This is a genomic window from Microbacterium paulum, from assembly GCF_015707995.1.
GTDB lineage: Bacteria > Actinomycetota > Actinomycetes > Actinomycetales > Microbacteriaceae > Microbacterium > Microbacterium paulum.
In genome coordinates, this window is sequence record NZ_JAAGRY010000071.1 from 1 (window position 1) to 14,280 (window position 14,280).

17 protein-coding genes are annotated in these 14,280 nt (G+C 71.2%); 3 read left to right on the forward strand and 14 right to left on the reverse strand.

Features of this window, described 5'->3' with window-relative positions; all coding sequences use genetic code 11:
- Positions 1–207: 207 nt before the first annotated feature.
- From G3N18_RS13750 to G3N18_RS13790, 9 genes are all read right to left on the reverse strand, one after another.
- On the reverse strand, positions 208–1,107 hold the full coding sequence (locus G3N18_RS13750) for a tyrosine recombinase XerC (RefSeq protein WP_196384845.1): 900 nt from the start codon (positions 1,105–1,107) through the stop codon (positions 208–210).
- 40 nt (positions 1,108–1,147) lie between these two features.
- The gene (dprA, locus tag G3N18_RS13755; RefSeq protein ID WP_196384846.1) at positions 1,148–2,488 is read right to left on the reverse strand and encodes a DNA-processing protein DprA; all 1,341 of its coding nucleotides are present in this window, start codon (positions 2,486–2,488) and stop codon (positions 1,148–1,150) included.
- Complete coding sequence (locus G3N18_RS13760) at positions 2,485–4,017, reverse strand: YifB family Mg chelatase-like AAA ATPase (RefSeq protein ID WP_196384847.1); 1,533 nt, start codon at positions 4,015–4,017, stop codon at positions 2,485–2,487. Before G3N18_RS13760 ends, dprA begins: the two co-directional genes overlap by 4 nt.
- Complete coding sequence (locus G3N18_RS13765; RefSeq protein ID WP_196384848.1) at positions 4,014–4,376, reverse strand: YraN family protein; 363 nt, start codon at positions 4,374–4,376, stop codon at positions 4,014–4,016. The genes G3N18_RS13760 and G3N18_RS13765 overlap by 4 nt, the downstream gene beginning before the upstream one ends.
- 115 nt (positions 4,377–4,491) lie before the next feature.
- The gene (locus G3N18_RS13770; RefSeq protein WP_141380700.1) at positions 4,492–4,815 is read right to left on the reverse strand and encodes a DUF2469 family protein; all 324 of its coding nucleotides are present in this window, start codon (positions 4,813–4,815) and stop codon (positions 4,492–4,494) included.
- Positions 4,816–4,838: 23 nt separating this feature from the next.
- Positions 4,839–5,498 carry a ribonuclease HII gene (locus G3N18_RS13775; RefSeq protein ID WP_196384849.1) on the reverse strand — a complete coding sequence of 220 codons (660 nt, stop codon included), beginning with the start codon at positions 5,496–5,498 and terminating at the stop codon, positions 4,839–4,841.
- Positions 5,495–6,238, reverse strand: coding sequence for a signal peptidase I (lepB, locus tag G3N18_RS13780; protein WP_230404190.1), 744 nt, complete (start codon positions 6,236–6,238; stop codon positions 5,495–5,497). Before lepB ends, G3N18_RS13775 begins: the two co-directional genes overlap by 4 nt.
- A gap of 228 nt (positions 6,239–6,466) precedes the next feature.
- Positions 6,467–6,814: a 50S ribosomal protein L19 gene (gene rplS / locus G3N18_RS13785; protein WP_196384851.1), complete on the reverse strand. Its 348-nt coding sequence runs from the start codon at positions 6,812–6,814 to the stop codon at positions 6,467–6,469.
- Positions 6,815–7,019: 205 nt separating this feature from the next.
- Positions 7,020–7,514 (reverse strand): MFS transporter permease, encoded by a 495-nt coding sequence (locus G3N18_RS13790; RefSeq protein ID WP_196384852.1) that lies wholly within the window; start codon positions 7,512–7,514, stop codon positions 7,020–7,022.
- 52 nt (positions 7,515–7,566) lie between these two features.
- On the opposite strand from G3N18_RS13790, the gene map reads away from it, so the two are divergent.
- Entirely contained in the window at positions 7,567–8,349 is a 783-nt protein-coding gene (gene map, locus G3N18_RS13795) for a type I methionyl aminopeptidase (protein WP_196384853.1), read from the forward strand.
- A 31-nt stretch (positions 8,350–8,380) separates the two neighbouring features.
- On the opposite strand, the gene trmD is transcribed toward map, so the two are convergent.
- From trmD to rpsP, 4 genes are read right to left on the reverse strand one after another with little or no spacing between them, the layout of a single operon-like run.
- Positions 8,381–9,094 (reverse strand): tRNA (guanosine(37)-N1)-methyltransferase TrmD, encoded by a 714-nt coding sequence (gene trmD / locus G3N18_RS13800; RefSeq protein ID WP_196384854.1) that lies wholly within the window; start codon positions 9,092–9,094, stop codon positions 8,381–8,383.
- 1 nt (position 9,095) lies between these two features.
- Positions 9,096–9,752, reverse strand: a complete 657-nt coding sequence (rimM, locus tag G3N18_RS13805; protein ID WP_196384855.1) for a ribosome maturation factor RimM — start codon at positions 9,750–9,752, stop codon at positions 9,096–9,098.
- 1 nt (position 9,753) lies between these two features.
- Complete coding sequence (locus G3N18_RS13810) at positions 9,754–9,984, reverse strand: RNA-binding protein (protein WP_196384856.1); 231 nt, start codon at positions 9,982–9,984, stop codon at positions 9,754–9,756.
- Positions 9,985–9,989: 5 nt separating this feature from the next.
- Positions 9,990–10,418 carry a 30S ribosomal protein S16 gene (rpsP, locus tag G3N18_RS13815; protein WP_196384857.1) on the reverse strand — a complete coding sequence of 143 codons (429 nt, stop codon included), beginning with the start codon at positions 10,416–10,418 and terminating at the stop codon, positions 9,990–9,992.
- Between the two features lie 194 nt (positions 10,419–10,612).
- Between rpsP and G3N18_RS13820 the strand changes: the two genes are divergently transcribed.
- Both G3N18_RS13820 and G3N18_RS13825 read left to right on the forward strand, forming a co-directional pair.
- A complete protein-coding gene (locus G3N18_RS13820; protein ID WP_196384858.1) occupies positions 10,613–11,776 on the forward strand; it encodes a glutamate--cysteine ligase in 1,164 nt (387 codons plus the stop codon).
- A gap of 74 nt (positions 11,777–11,850) precedes the next feature.
- Positions 11,851–12,582: an SGNH/GDSL hydrolase family protein gene (locus G3N18_RS13825; RefSeq protein ID WP_196384859.1), complete on the forward strand. Its 732-nt coding sequence runs from the start codon at positions 11,851–11,853 to the stop codon at positions 12,580–12,582.
- A gap of 7 nt (positions 12,583–12,589) precedes the next feature.
- On the opposite strand, the gene ffh is transcribed toward G3N18_RS13825, so the two are convergent.
- Positions 12,590–14,152 carry a signal recognition particle protein gene (gene ffh / locus G3N18_RS13830; RefSeq protein ID WP_196384860.1) on the reverse strand — a complete coding sequence of 521 codons (1,563 nt, stop codon included), beginning with the start codon at positions 14,150–14,152 and terminating at the stop codon, positions 12,590–12,592.
- Positions 14,153–14,280: the final 128 nt, after the last annotated feature.

Below are 14,280 nucleotides of genomic sequence, written 5' to 3' on the forward strand. Positions count from 1 at the left end.
CCGGGCGCGGAGGTGGTCGGGGCGCTCGTGGCGGGCGCGGTCGCGCCGGAGGTCGGCGATGCCGTGTCGAGCGGCGTCGGCAGCACCGTCAGCCGCGGCTGCGAGCTGGCGGCGCAGCCCGTCGTCAGGAGGGCCGCGAGCGCGATGACGACGAGTGTCGGGGCGTGGCGGTTCGTCATTCCAGCAGGCTAACCCGCCGGGCGGGGCTCACGCGCGCGGGTGGGCGAGGCGGTATGCGGCGGTGAGTTTCTCGGTGGAGACGTGGGTGTAGATCTGGGTGGTGCCGAGGCTCGCGTGGCCGAGGAGCTCCTGCACGGTGCGGAGGTCGGCGCCGCCGTCGAGCAGGTGCGTCGCAGCGGAGTGGCGGAGCGCGTGCGGACCGACGGTGTCGGCGCCCACCGCGGGGGCGAGCGCGCGGGAGACCAGGTCGTAGGCGGCGCGCGTGCCGAGCCGGCCGCCGCGTGCCCCCACGAAGAGCGCCGGGGTACCCGCGCCCCGCGCCACCAGCGCGGGGCGAGCGCGGGCGAGGTAGTTCTCGAGAGCGAGGGCGGCGGGCGCGCCGAAGGGCACGATGCGCTCCTTCGAGCCTTTACCTGTCACGCGGATCGTGCGCCGCGTGCGATCGAGGTCGTCGACATCGGCGCTGCACAGCTCGGCGACGCGCAGGGCTGCGGCGTAGAGCAGCTCGAGCACGGCCGCGTCGCGGAGGGCGATCACGTCACCGTCCGCGGCGCGTTCGGTGGCGGCGGAGAGCACGCCGTCGAGCGTCGTGGCGGTGGCGACTTTGGGAAGGGTGCGGCCGCGTTTGGGAGCGACCAGGCGCAGGCTCGGGTCGGCGCCGATGAGGCCCTCGTCGTGCGCCCAGGCGAAGAACCCGCGCACCGAGGCCGTGCGCCGAGCGATCGTGGTGCGCGCGTCGCCGCGCTCGGTCGCCCGCCACAGCCAGTCGCGGAGCATCTCGAGGTCGACGTCCGTCAGCTCGGCATCGCCCGTGGCGGCGGCGAGATCGCGCAGGTCGGCCGCGTAGGCGCGCACCGTGGCCGGCGACAGTCGCCGCACGGCGGAGAGCTGCGTCGCATACGCCTCGGCCGCCTCGGTCACTCGCACTCCCCCAGCATGCCCCGGTCGAGGTCAGCCGGCGGTCGCGTCACCAGAGTGTCGCGGGCTGCGCCCGTTCGTGCGGGTGCGTCGACGACGAGCTGTGTGCGCCGAGGTGCGCGCCTGCCCGTCCCCCCGAGCCGGGTCGTGCGTCCGACGCACCCGCCTCGTCGCGCGCTGCGGCCTCGATGCGACCCTGCACCCAGCCCGTCGCGCGCCGCACGACGCGACCTTCGAGTTCGAGCAGTCCGAGCAGCGCAGCCGCCTGATCGACGGTGAAGCCCGCCCGACGGGCGATGTCGTCGGTCGTGCGGGCGCTGCGCCCGCTCACCGCGTCGAGCACCCGGGTGCGCTCCCCGGTGTAGGGGCCGGCCTCGGCATCCGCCGCGCCGCCCGGCTCGCCGAGCAGTTCCCGCACATCGGCGGGCCCCGTGATGCAGATCGCGACACCGTCGCGCAGCAACCGGTGGCATCCCATCGATGTCGCGCTCGTGATCGGGCCCGGCACGACACCGAGGGGACGGCCGAGCTCTTGCGCGTGATGCGCCGTGTTGAGCGAGCCGCTGCGCCACCCCGCCTCGACCACGACCGTCGCATCGCTCAGGGCTGCGATGAGGCGATTGCGCAGTAAGAACCGGTGCTTCGTCGGCGAGGCGCCGCAGGCCACTTCGGCCACGACCGCGCCGCTGTGCGCGATCCGCTCGATGAGGCCGCGGTTGCCTGCCGGGTAGGCGCGGTCGACGCCGCCCGCCATCACGGCGACGGTCGTGCCCCCGACCGACAGCGCCGCGCTGTGCGCGGCGGCATCGATCCCATAGGCCGCACCCGAGCAGACCGCCACCCCGGCCGCCGCGCACTCGGCGGACAGTTCGGCGGCGATGTGCTCACCGTAGGAGGAGGCCGCGCGTGCGCCCACGAGCGCGACGGCGCGAGGCGGCGCGCTGAGTGCCGCCGGGTCGCCGCGCACCCAGAGGCACAGCGGAGCGTGCGGGCCCAGATCGTCGACGCGCACCGGCCAGGCGGTGTCTTCGGGCGTGATCAGCTGCACCCCGGCGCGGCGGGCGATCGCGAGAGCTGACTCCGCGCCGTCGAGCCGCGGCATCCATCGCCCGCAGCCCTGGGCGAGGTCGTGGCCGGTCAGCCCGGCGCGCTCGGCGGCCTCGGACCCCGCCACCGTCAGTCCGCCGGGCGACTGCACCATGACCGTCTCGAGCGCAGCGACCGGTCCGAGAGCGAGCACAAGAGCACCCGCGACGCGGTCGCCCGGCTCGACCAGCACTGACCACACCGCGCGGGCGAACGCCGCGATCAGGTCGTGATCGTCGGCCGCCTCGACGAGCGCACCGAGCTCGCGCCGCGCGGTCCTCGCCGACAGATCGAGCGCACTCATGCGCGTGCTCCCCGCTTCAGATAGAGCGCACGCCCGATGTCGGCCACGTCGAGCCGGTCGCGGCCCGCTAAGTCGGCGTTCGACCACGCGACCCGCAACACCCGGTCATAGCCGCGCAAGGTCAGCACGCCGCGCTGCAGGGCATCGTCGAGCGGGCGCCGGATCGCGGGGTCGGGCGCGAGGGGCCCGTCGCGGAGCCATGCCCCGGCGACTTCGGCGTTGGTGCGCCAGGGAGTCTCGGCGAGCCGGTGGGCGGCTCTGTCACGGGCGGCGACCACCCGTTCGCGTGCTTCGGCCGTCGTGACGCGGGTGCCGTCGCCCGCGCGCAGCCGCGCGACGGCGACCCGCTGCAGCGAGAGTTCGATGTCGATGCGGTCGAGGAGCGGCCCCGAGAGCTTGCCGAGGTAGCGGCGGATCGCGAGCGACGGGCACCGGCACTCGGCGCGGGGCACGCCGTAGTTGCCGCACGGGCACGGGTTGGTCGCGAGCACGAGCTGGAATCGTGCCGGGAAGACGGCGCGGAACCCCGCACGGTGGATCTCGATGCTGCCGGATTCGAGGGGTTGACGCAGGGCATCGAGTGCGTGCGCGCCGTACTCGCCCGCCTCGTCGAGAAACAGCACCCCACCGCTCGCGCGGGCGATCGCCCCGGGCCGCACGGTGCGGCTTCCGCCTCCGATGAGCGCCGCGACGCTCGCGCTGTGGTGCGGCGCTTCGAACGGCGCCACGCGGCTGAGACGCGTGACCGGCAGCCCCGCGAGCGAGCGCAGCGACGCCGCCTGCACCGCCGTGTCGTCGTCGAGGTCGGGAAGGATGCCGGGGAGCCGCCGCGCGAGCATCGTCTTGCCCGCACCGGGCGGCCCGCTCATGAGCAGATGGTGCCCGCCGGCCGCCGCGACGATCAACGCGTCGACCGCGTCGCGCTGACCGATGACGTCTTCGAGGTCGGGCGTCGCCTCATCGCCCGCCTCGCCGCTCGCCGTGAGCGGCACGGGGTCGACCTCGACGTGCTCGACATCGAGCCCGTGCCGGCGCACGACGTCGCGAAGCGAGGCGGCGCCGAACACCTCGACGCCCGGCACGAGCCGCGCCTCGGCGGCGTTCGCGTGCGGCACGATGACGCGCCGCACCCCCGCGCGGGCCGCGGCGGCGACGGCGGGCAGCACACCGGGCACGGGCCGCAGGCGACCGTCGAGACCCAGTTCGCCCACATGCGCGGTCTGCAGCAGCGACGCGGCATCCATCGGCGCTTCGGTCGCAAGAGCGGCGACCGCGATCGCGAGATCGAGGCCCGAGCCGTGCTTGGGCAGGCTCGCGGGCGAGAGGTTGACGGTGAGCTTTCGACGCGACAGCGGCAGGTCGCTGTTCGCGCACGCATTGTGCACCCGCTGATGCGCCTCGCCCACGGCCTTGTCGGCGAGGCCGATGATCACGAACGCGGGCGTCTGGTTCGACAGGTCGGCTTCGACCTCGACGAGATCTCCGTGCAGGCCCGTGAGCACGACGCCCCACGTGCGCCCGACGGTCATCGCAGGTCCTCGAGGTGCTCGAGCACGGCCGTCGCGGGGTCGTCTCCCGTGATCCCGACGACGTCGACGCGCAGTCGGCGGTGCCGTGAGGCATCCGGGTGGGCCGCGGCCCACGCGTACGACAGCCGCCAGAGCCGGTCGCGTTTGCGCTGGTCGACGGCGTCGAACGGATGCCCGTAGGCAGCGCTCCGGCGCGTCTTCACCTCGACCACGACGAGGTCCACCCCGCGGGCGGCGACGATGTCGAGCTCACCCGCCGCGCAGCGCCAGTTGCGGTCGAGCACCGTGTAGCCGAGGTTCTGCAGGTGCGCCGCAGCGCGCTGTTCGCCCGCCCGCCCTCGGTCGTCTTTGTCTGCCATGCAGGCATCGTGCCGCGCCGCGCGAGGGCGGAACGGGCCCGATCACCGGATCGGTGGACAGTCCGACCGATTCACCCGTTGGGGAGGAGGCGACGGAGCGCCCCCGACCGAGACGTCAGTTGTCGAGCGAGAGCTCTTCGGGCAACTGGAAGTCGCGCCGCTGCAGCTCTTCGACGTTGACGTCTTTGAACGTCAGCACCCGCACGGACTTCACGAAGCGGTCGGCGCGGTAGATGTCCCACACCCAGACGTCGGTCATCGAGATCTCGAAGTAGAAGTCGTGCTCGGTGTCGCGGCGCACGACGTTGACGTCGTTGGCCAGATAGAACCGTCGCTCGGTCTCGATCACATATTGGAACTGCGAGACGACGTCGCGGTACTCCTTGTAGAGGGCGAGCTCCAGCTCGCGGTCGTAATCCTCGAAGACTTCGTCATCCATGGTGAATCCAGTCTAGGTGCCCGTCAGAACAGCGTCGGCGCGTCGGCGATGGCCCACGACGCCCGGTGATGCGCACTCAGCCCGTGCGAGCGGATCGCGGCCCGGTGCTCGGCGCTCGCGTAGCCCTTGTTGCGCACCCACTGGTAGACCGGCTCGTCGTCGTGCAGGCCCACCATCAGGTCGTCGCGGGCGACTTTGGCGAGCACGGATGCCGCGGCCGCCGATGCGCAGTCGCGGTCGGCCTTCACGACGGGTCGCACGTGCAGGCCCGCGCCGCCCGCGGGCGTGATGTAGTCGTGGTTGCCGTCGAGGAGCACGACCGCCTCTTCGGGCACCACGCCGGCACCGCGAAGCTCCGCGATCGCGCGCAGCGCCGCGAGCCCGAGCGCGCGGATGATGCCGACCTCGTCGATCTCGGCCGCGCTCGACCAGCCGACGGCCGACGTCGTGACCCACGCCGCGGCCCGCTCCGCCACCGCCGGGCGGTGGCGCTCGGCGACGAGCTTCGAGTCGCGCAGGCCCTCGGGAACGCGCCGGCGTGCGCGCGCGGCATCCACTGCCACGGCGCCCACGGCGACCGGCCCCGCGAGGGCACCCCGCCCCACCTCATCGCAGGCGATCAGGAGCGTGTGCTCGCGCAGTAGCCGGCGCTCGAGTGTGAGCGTCGGGGCGATGACACTCATCCGTCGCCGGCCGGCACGCCCTCGAAGACGGCGTGATGCGTGTCGATCGGCCCGAACCGCGAGAGCGGCCAGGTGATGAGGAAGGCGCGGCCCACGACGTTGGCGAGCGGCACGAATCCGTGCGAGGGCTGGTCCATGTTGTAGCGCGAGTCGCGGGAGTGATCGCGGTTGTCGCCGAGCACCCAGAGCGAACCCTGCGGCACCGTGACGTCGTACGGCACGACCTGCGGCGCGCTCTGACCCTCGGCGAGATCGAGGTAGGGCGTCTCGTCGATCGGGGTGCCGTTGACCTCGACCTGACCGAGCTGGTTGCAGCACACGACATGGTCTCCGGCGACGCCGATGATCCGCTTGATGAGATGGTCTTCGCTGTCGGGCGCAGAGATGCCCACGAGCGACATCAGCCAGTCGAACGACTCGACGAGCGGACCGCGGTCGGGTGTGGTGGTCACCGGCAGCCATCCACCCGGATCGCGGAAGACGACCACATCGCCACGGTCATAACCCGAGAACCGGGGCGTGAGCTCGTCGACGAGGATGCGGTCCTTGATCATCAGGGTCTGCTCCATCGACCCCGACGGGATGTAGAACGAGCGGACCAGGAAGGTCTTGATGACGAACGAGACGAGCACGGCGACCACGAGGATCACGACGATGTCGCGCACCAGCGCCCAGAATCCGCGCCGACGCCGGCCCGAGCGGGACCGCCGCGGGATGAGCTCGTCTGCGCCGGCGGTCATGGCGTTCTCCGAGGTCATTCGCGTCTTTCTCGACAAGGCGCACCGCTCCTCGGTCCGCGCACCCTCAAGGGTCGCACATCCCGCGCCCTGCGTCGCGCCGCGCCACGGTCCGGATGGGGATACGCGTGCGGGCTCCGACGATCGGATTCCCGTCGCGGCATGCGACGAGCCCCGGACGGCATGATGCCGAACCGGGGCTCGTGGAGAGTCGGGCGAGGCCCGAGCGCGTCAGTTGTCGCGCTTCTCCTTGATCTTGGCCTTCTTGCCGCGCAGCTCGCGCAGGTAGTAGAGCTTCGCGCGACGCACGTCACCGCGGGTGACGACCTCGATGTGGTCGATCACCGGCGAGTGCACCGGGAAGGTGCGCTCGACGCCCACCTGGAAGCTGATCTTGCGAACGGTGAAGGTCTCGCGCACACCGTCGCCGGAGCGGCCGATGACGACACCCTGGAACACCTGCACGCGCGAACGGCTGCCTTCGGTGATGTTGACGTGCACCTTGACGGTGTCACCGGGCGAGAAGGCGGGGATGTCGGAGCGGAGCGAGGCCGCGTCGACGGAGTCGAGGATCTGCATGATCGTCACTTCCTGCGACCGCCACAGGTCGACCGCGAGAGTTGAAGGAAAAAGGTGGTGTGTGCCCGGGGCGGCTGACTATATCGCCGTTCTCCCCGTTGCTCCCCTGTGGCAGAGCCTGGTCAGGGCACAAACAGCTATTCTGCCACGGATGCCGCGGTGCACCAAAACCGCGCCAGGCTCCGGCACGGCCGCGGGAGCGGGTTCAGGATGCCGATGAGGCGCCGTTCTCGCGGACGACGATGACCTCGGCATCCGGCACCGTCTCGGGCCGCGCCGCGGGCGCCGGAACGTAGCCCACTCCCGCGGGGGTGCGCAGGAGCGATCCGGCCGGCCGCGCTTCGCGCCACAGCTGCTGGAACGCCGCCACCAGAGCGACGAAACCGACGACCACGGTGAGGGCGAACAGCGACCACCACCACGGGTTCGAGAAGACGCCGAGCGCGACGATCAGCACGTTCCAGCCGCCGATGAGGGCGAGGTCGGTCCACGACACGGCCTGCTCTGCGCGCGCGGTGGGGCGGGCGCGGACGAGCAGGGTGAGGATCAGCTGCCCGATCAGCACGATCGGCGCCGACAGCAGCACCCAGAGGAGCGAGAGCGGATTGGCGCCGAAGACGATCCAGCCCACGAAGAGCCACAGCGGCAGCACGAATGCCGCCGGTATCAGCCATCTGTAGAACCCACGCCGCAGTGCCATGCCCTCGATGGTACGCCGACCCACCACAATGGAAGCTGAGGAAAGGATCACGATGATCGAGCTGCGTACCCCTGCCGAGATCGATGCGATGCGCCCCGCGGGCCGCTTCGTGGCGGAGGTGCTGGCGACGCTCCGCGACGACACGCACGTCGGGACGAACCTGCTCGCCATCGACAAGCGCGCGCACGAGATGATCCGGGCCGCCGGCGCCGAGTCGTGCTACATCGACTATCACCCGTCGTTCGGGGCGAGCCCGTTCGGCAAGGTCATCTGCACCTCGATCAACGACGCCGTGCTGCACGGCCTGCCCCACGACTACGCGCTGCGCGACGGCGACCTCGTCTCGCTCGACTTCGCGGTGTCGGTCGACGGTTGGGTCGCCGATTCCGCCGTGTCGTTCGTCGTGGGCACCCCGCGCGACGAGGACCTCGCCCTCATCGACACCACCGAGCGCGCGCTCGATGCCGCGATCGGCGCTGCCGTCGCGGGCGGGCGTATCGGCGACATCTCGCACGCGATCGCCGAGGTCGCCCACGCCGACGGCTACTCGATCAACACCGATTTCGGCGGTCACGGCGTCGGCCGCGTGATGCACGGCGACCCGCACGTGCCCAACGACGGCAAGCCGAACCGGGGCTATCCGCTGCGCCCGGGCCTCGTCGTGGCGCTCGAGCCGTGGTTCCTGCAGACGACCGACGAGCTCGTCACCGACCCCGACGGCTGGACGCTCCGCAGCGTCGACGGATCGCGCGGCGCCCACGCCGAGCACACCGTCGCGATCACCGCCGACGGCCCGATCATCCTCACCGACCGCTCGTTCCTCGGCGTCGACTGACCCGGGCGCGCCGGATCAGTCCTCGCCGCGCTCAGTCGGCGAGCAGGTCGGGGCGGCGTTCGCGGGTGCGCTGCACCTGCTGGTCGTGCCGCCACTGCGCGACCTTGCCGTGGTGGCCGCTGAGCAGCACGTCCGGCACGTCGTAGCCGCGCCACGAGGCGGGCTTCGTGTACGACGGGTACTCGAGCAGGCCGTCTTCGTGCGACTCTTCGACGAGGCTCTCGGGGTTTCCCACGACGCCCGGCACGAGCCGGCCGATCGCCTCGATCATCGCCATGGCGGCGACCTCGCCGCCGTTGAGCACATAGTCGCCGAGGCTGATCAGGCGCACGCGCCCCCGCGTCGAGGCGTAGGCGAACACCCGCTCGTCGATGCCTTCGTAACGGCCGCAGCCGAACACGAGGTGCTGCTCGGTGGCGAGCTCGCGCGCGGTCGCCTGCGTGAACCGCTCCCCCGCCGGCGAGGGAAAGATGAACAGCGGCGCGTCGTCGGTGGCCGCATCCTGCGGCTCGGTCGCCGGTCCGGCGATCGCGTCGATGACCTCGCCCCAGGGCTCGGGCTTCATGACCATGCCCGCACCGCCACCGTAGGGCGTGTCGTCGACGGTGCGATGGCGGTCGTGGGTGGCGTCGCGCAGGTCGTGCACGCGGACGTCGAGGATGCCTGCGCCGCGCGCCTTGCCGAGCAGCGACACCTCGAGCACGTCGAAGAACGCCGGAAAGATCGTGACGACGTCGATGCGCACGTCAGGCCTCGGGGTCGGCTGTCGCCTCGGTGTCGACGTCTGCGTCGATGTCGGCCGCGGCATCCGGCGTCTCGTCCGATTCGCTGTCGGGGGCGCTGGTCTCGTCATCGGGCAGCTGCTCGAACAGACCGGCGGGCGGAGTGACGACGACGCGGCCTGCCGCGACGTCGACCTCGGGCACGATCGCCGCGACGAAGGGCACCAGCACCTCGTCGTCAGCCCCGCTGAGGCGCACGGCGAGCAGGTCGTGGGCGGGCAGGTGGTCGACGCGGATGATGCGTCCGACGCTCACGCCATCGCGCACGACGTCGAGACCGACGAGCTGGTGGTCGAACCACGCGTCGTCTTCGGCGGGGGCGCTCTCGTCCTGATCGATCCACAGGATCGCCCGCACGAGCGACTCGGCGCCGTCACGGTCGTCGACGTCGTCGAAGAAGACGACGGGGTGCGAGTTCATCCACCGGAACTCGCGGACCGTCACGGTCTTGCCGTGCCAGGGCGAGGCCGCCGGCACCTGCAGCGTGAAGACGGCCCCGGGCGTGAAACGTCCGTCGGGGTCGTCGGTGTAGAGCTCGACCTTGAGGGCGCCCTTCAGGCCGTGGGCCTTGACGAGACGCCCGACGCGCAGCTGCGTGCGCGCGGGTTCTGCGGCAGCCATCTCAGTCGTCCGCGACGTCGACGCGCACGCGGGTGCCGTCGGCGAGGGCGGAGACGAGGGTGCGCAACGCTTTTGCGGTGCGACCGCCGCGCCCGATCACCCGGCCCCTGTCATCGGGGTGCACGCGCACCTCGAGCACCTCGCCGCGCGGCGAGGTGGAGGAACGGATGACGACATCGTCCGGGTGATCGACGATCCCCTTGACGATGTGCTCGAGCGCGGCGGACAGCAACGCGACTACTCTGCGTCGGCCGCGGCGTCGTCGGCCGGAGCGTCGGCCTCGTCGGCGTCGGCGACGGGCGCCTCGACCTTCTTCTCGGCCTTGGGCTTGATGACCGACTTCTTGGCCGCGTCGACCTGGAACTCTTCCTTCTCGCCGGCGACCTTCACCGTCGAGACGGCGTCCTTGTCGCCCTTGAAGGTGCCCCAGTCGCCGGTGAGCTTCAGCAGCGCGGCGACCTGCTCGGTCGGCTGGGCGCCGACCGACAGCCAGTACTGCGCACGCTCGGAGTCGACCTTGATGACCGAGGGCTCCTCGGTGGGGTGGTACTGGCCGATCTCCTCGATGACGCGACCGTCGCGCTTGGTGCGCGAGTCGGCGACGACGATGCGGTAGTAGGGTGCGCGGATCTTGCCGAGGCGCTTGAGACGGATCTTGACAGCCACAATTCTCCTGATTGGTGTGGAAAGTGATGAACGTCGCCTGGAGCGTGGGGTGCACACCCGGCGGAAGCTCTGCGGTGGACCCACCCCGCTGGATAGAGGGTCGAGCGGGTGGTCCAACGGTCTATTTTGCCAGATCATGACGGATGCCGCGAACCGAGCGCTGTTCGAGCGGTGCGTCGTGTCAGACTGACGCCATGACGGTGCCCTTCGCGACATCTGCCCGCTCCTCCGTGGGGCTCGAGTGGGAACTCATGCTGGCCGACCGCGAGACGGGCGATCTTGTCGGCAGAGCGCCCGATTTCCTTCCTGAACTCGAAGAGCGCACAGAACACGAGCGCTTCACGGTCACCGGCGAGCTGCTCACCAACACGATCGAGGTCACGAGCGGCATCGGCGACACGGTCGCGGCCGCCGTCGACGACATCGGCGACGCGATCGCGCAGGTGCGCGCACTGACCTCGCCCCGCGACATCGAGCTGCTGTGCGCGGGCAGCCACCCGTTCGCGCAGTGGTACGACCAGCAGGTGACCGACAAGTCCCGCTACCACACGCTCATCGAGCGCACGCAGTGGTGGGGCCGGAACATGATGATCTGGGGCATCCACGTGCACGTGGGCGTCGAAGACGTCAACAAGGTGCTGCCGATCATCGGTGCTCTGGCGACCTTTCTGCCGCACCTGCAGGCCCTGTCGGCGTCGAGCCCGTTCTGGGCGGGCGACCGCACCGGCTACGCCTCGAACCGCGCACTGGTGTTCCAGCAGCTGCCGACGGCGGGGCTCCCGTGGCCTCTCGCAGACTGGGCGCAGTACGAGGGCTACCTCGACGACATGGTGCGCACGGGCGTGATGGAAGATGCGACCGAGGTGCGCTGGGACATCCGCCCCGCCCCGCGCTGGGGCACGATCGAGGTGCGCGCGTGCGACGGCATGTCGACGCTGCCCGAGCTCGCCGCCGTCGCCGCGCTCGTGCAGGTGCTCGTGGAGCATTTCTCGCGCGAACTCGACGAAGGCCGCCCCCTCGAGCACCTGCAGCCCTGGTTCGTGCGCGAGAACAAGTGGCGCGCCGCCCGGTACGGGCTCGAGGCCCGCGTGATCGTCGACCATGCGGGCACGCAGCGCCCTGTGCTCGACCACCTCGCCGAGACCGTGGAGCGCCTGCGCCCGATCGCCGAAGAGCTGCACTGCGCGCGCGAGTTCGCCGGCATCGAGCGGATCGCGGCGCAGGGCGCGAGCTACGCGCGGCAGTTGGCGGTGGCGGATGCCTCGGGCGGCGATCTGCGGGCGGTCGTGCAACACCTCATCCGCGAGTTCCGCAACGGCCCGTCGCTACGCGAGCACCTCGCCGACCCGTCGGTGTGACGGGCGTCAGCGCGAGCCCGTGCGATAGGGAACTCACGGCGCAGTCCTAGGAACGCGCGCGTAGGGTGCCGCTCATGGCACGTCTGCGCGCAGCCTCCGTCCGCCCTGTCCCGCGCGTGCGGGCGATCGTCGTCGCCGCGTGTTCGGCGGTCGGTCTCGCCCTCCTCGTCTCGGGCTGCGCCCCGGCGGCGACACCGGTGTTCTCGGCGCCGAGCCCGACCCCCAACCCCACCTCGCACTCGACCCATCGCCTCCGCGTGGTGACGATCGGCGACTCGCTCATGTCGGGCTACGGGCTCGATCTCGGCGAGGCGTGGCCCACCCTGCTCGCCGACAAGGCGCACGTCTCGCTGACGAGCCTCGCGTGCGGAGGGATGGGCTTCGTCGTGTCGGGCGACTGCGGCACGCCCTACTCGGGGCTCGTGCCGGCGCTCGCGGCCCTGCAGCCCGACGTCGTCATCGTGCAGTCGTCGAGCAACGACTTCGGCGAAGACCCCGATGATGTGCGGGCGCAGACCCTGACCACGGTGCAAGAGATGCGCGACGCGGCGCCCAATGCCCACATCATCGGCCTCAGCACGATCTGGAACGACGACACCGACACGCCCGACGAGGTCGCCACGACCTCCGACGATCTCAGCACGGCGATCGCGATGGTCGGCGGCACGTTCATCGACGTGGGCCAGCCCCTCGCCGGCCATTCCGCCTGGATGCAGGACGACGACGTGCACCCGACTCCGAGAGGCCAGGAGGCCATCGAAGAGGCGGTGCGCGCGAAGCTGCGCGACGCGGGAGTGCTGAGCTAGCTGCCGCTCAGCTCTTGCCGAAGAGCTTCTGGATCTGCGCGAGGTCGGCTTCGCTCGGCTGCGCCCCGGCACCCGCGCCGGCGCCGAGCCCGAAGCCCGATCCGGTCGGGGCCGCGGGCGTCGCGGCGATGCCGGCGTTCTCGGCGGCGCGCTTGGCGGGGTTACCCGACCGCGAGCCGGCGGCTTTCTTCTGCTTGCCACCGCGCTTGGCCGACGCTCCCGGCTTGCCGCCGAGCGAGCCCATCCCGGGGATAGAGGGCACACCGCCGCGCGCGACGGTCTTCATCATCTTCGCCGCCTGGTCGAACCGCTGCACGAGCTGGTTCACGTCGGTGACGGTCATGCCGGATCCGCGCGCGATGCGCAGGCGCCGCGATCCGTTGAGGATCTTGGGGTTGCGGCGCTCCCCCGGGGTCATCGAGCGGATGATCGCCTCGGTGCGGTCGATCTCGCGGTCGTCGAACTGGTCGAGCTGCTGCTTCATCTGGCCCATGCCCGGGAGCATCCCGAGCATCTTCTTCATCGAGCCCATCTTCTTCATCTGCTGAAGCTGGTCGAGGAAGTCCTCGAGGTTGAACTGCTCGGTCGCGAGCTTCTCGGCGACCTTGCGCGCCTCCTCCTCGTCGAAGGACTGCTGCGCCTGCTCGATGAGGGTCAGGATGTCGCCGAGGTCGAGGATGCGGCTCGCCATGCGGTCGGGGTGGAACGCCTCGAGGTCGTCGAGGCCTTCGCCGGTCGACGCGAAGATGATCGGGCGCCCGGTGACCGAGGCCACCGAGAGCGCGGCACCACCGCGCGCGTCGCCGTCGAGCTTCGAGAGCACGACACCGGTGAAGTCGACGCCCTCTTGGAACGCCTTGGCGGTGTTGACCGCGTCTTGACCGATCATGGCGTCGATGACGAAGAGCACCTCGTCGGGGTCGACGGCCTTGCGGATGTTCGCGGCCTGCTTCATCAGCTCGGCATCCACACCCAACCGGCCGGCGGTGTCGATGATCACGACGTCGTGCTGCTGGCGGCGCGCGGTCTCGACGCCATCGCGGGCGACCCTGACCGGGTCTCCCGTGCCGTTTCCGGGCTCGGGCGCGTAGATCGCGGCGCCCGCCTGCTGGGCGACGACCTGCAGCTGGTTCACGGCGTTCGGGCGCTGCAGGTCGGCGGCGACGAGGAGCGGCGTGTGTCCGTCTTTCTCGAGCTGCTTGGCGAGCTTTCCGGCGAAGGTCGTCTTTCCCGACCCCTGGAGGCCCGCGAGCATGATGACGGTCGGCGCGGTCTTGGCGAACTGCAGGCGGCGCTGCTGGCCGCCGAGGATCGCGACGAGCTCTTCGTTGACGATCTGCACGACCTGCTGCGCCGGGTTGAGCGCCTTGTTCACCTCGTCGCCGAGGGCGCGCTCGCGCACCTTCGCGGTGAAGTCCTTGACGACCACGAGCGCGACGTCGGCGTCGAGCAGGGCGCGGCGGATCTCGCGCACGGTGCCGTCGACATCGGCGGGCGTCAGCTTGCCCTTCGTGCGGAGGTTGCGGAAGGTCTCTGTCAGCCGATCGCTGAGGGTGCCGAAAGTCGCCATGATGGCTCGATTCTACCGTCGCGACGGTGCGCGCTCCGCCGTCAGCGCGTGGCGGCCCGCGGCAGGGTCGGCGTCGCGGCGGCGAGCGGGACGCCGAGGAACTCACCGAGCGGCGCACGCCCGGCGCC

Excerpts from the sequence above, each read along its gene's own strand:
- G3N18_RS13825 (WP_196384859.1), top strand. The coding sequence starts at position 11,851 with ATGGCACGTCTGCGCGCAGCCTCCGTCCGCCCTGTCCCGCGCGTGCGG.
- rplS (WP_196384851.1), bottom strand. The coding sequence starts at position 6,814 with ATGCAGATCCTCGACTCCGTCGACGCGGCCTCGCTCCGCTCCGACATC.
- dprA (WP_196384846.1), bottom strand. The coding sequence starts at position 2,488 with ATGAGTGCGCTCGATCTGTCGGCGAGGACCGCGCGGCGCGAGCTCGGT.
- ffh (WP_196384860.1), bottom strand. The coding sequence starts at position 14,152 with ATGGCGACTTTCGGCACCCTCAGCGATCGGCTGACAGAGACCTTCCGC.
- G3N18_RS13790 (WP_196384852.1), bottom strand. The coding sequence starts at position 7,514 with ATGGCACTGCGGCGTGGGTTCTACAGATGGCTGATACCGGCGGCATTC.
- G3N18_RS13770 (WP_141380700.1), bottom strand. The coding sequence starts at position 4,815 with ATGGATGACGAAGTCTTCGAGGATTACGACCGCGAGCTGGAGCTCGCC.
- lepB (WP_230404190.1), bottom strand. The coding sequence starts at position 6,238 with ATGACCGCCGGCGCAGACGAGCTCATCCCGCGGCGGTCCCGCTCGGGC.
- G3N18_RS13820 (WP_196384858.1), top strand. The coding sequence starts at position 10,613 with ATGACGGTGCCCTTCGCGACATCTGCCCGCTCCTCCGTGGGGCTCGAG.
- rimM (WP_196384855.1), bottom strand. The coding sequence starts at position 9,752 with ATGGCTGCCGCAGAACCCGCGCGCACGCAGCTGCGCGTCGGGCGTCTC.
- G3N18_RS13775 (WP_196384849.1), bottom strand. The coding sequence starts at position 5,498 with ATGAGTGTCATCGCCCCGACGCTCACACTCGAGCGCCGGCTACTGCGC.
- map (WP_196384853.1), top strand. The coding sequence starts at position 7,567 with ATGATCGAGCTGCGTACCCCTGCCGAGATCGATGCGATGCGCCCCGCG.
- G3N18_RS13765 (WP_196384848.1), bottom strand. The coding sequence starts at position 4,376 with ATGGCAGACAAAGACGACCGAGGGCGGGCGGGCGAACAGCGCGCTGCG.
- G3N18_RS13760 (WP_196384847.1), bottom strand. The coding sequence starts at position 4,017 with ATGACCGTCGGGCGCACGTGGGGCGTCGTGCTCACGGGCCTGCACGGA.